Annotated in this window: 1 protein-coding gene; it reads left to right on the top strand. The window is 45.0% G+C overall.

Annotated features, from left to right (window positions below; translation table 11 throughout):
* Positions 1-638 (top strand): PH domain-containing protein (locus ACWHAR_RS28550; protein WP_452088632.1); only part of this gene is annotated, 638 nt, incomplete at both ends.

The raw sequence follows: 638 nt of genomic DNA, 5'->3' as shown, positions 1-638 counted from the left end.
CATCGCGGGCATGATGTTTAGATACGCGAACTTTCAAATCATAAAAAAAGAGCAGGAACTTGTGATTTCAAGGGGAATTATTGAAAAACATCAAGTCACGATTCCATTGCGAAAAATACAAGCCATTAAAATCAAAGAAAATATCATTCGCCAGCTTTTCGGCTTTGTAACGGTGTCCATCGTCAGCGCAGGAGGCGGCGACCGGGAAAAAGAAGAAGGCGCTTTGACCATTCTCTTTCCAATGATTCATAAAAAAAAGCTTCCGCACATGCTCCGAACATTTACGCCGGAATATACGCTGGAAGAAAACTGCCGCCGCCTGCCGCGGCGCGCGTTGAAACGCTATTTGTTCCGTTCTGTCATTTTTTCACTCTTTTTGATCATTCCGTTATGTATCTTCTTTCAGCCATGGGGCTATCTGTCAGCCATCCTGCTGCCGATAGAGTTGCTCTTCGGCTATCTCGCGTATAAAGAGGCTGCATGGACGATCAACGGGGACCGTCTTCAGCTGACGTCTAGATTTATAGGCAGAACAACCGCCATTGTACTGAAAAAACGAATGCAGGTCTGCAAGTTCAGCCAATCCTATTTCCAAAAGAAAGGCCGCTTGTATACCATTTCTACTTCGGTGAAATCAT

It is taken from the genome of Bacillus sp. LR--39 (assembly GCF_053613335.1).
The sequence above is the reverse complement of the archived record's forward strand: the minus strand, read 5'-3'. Positions and strand labels throughout refer to the sequence as shown.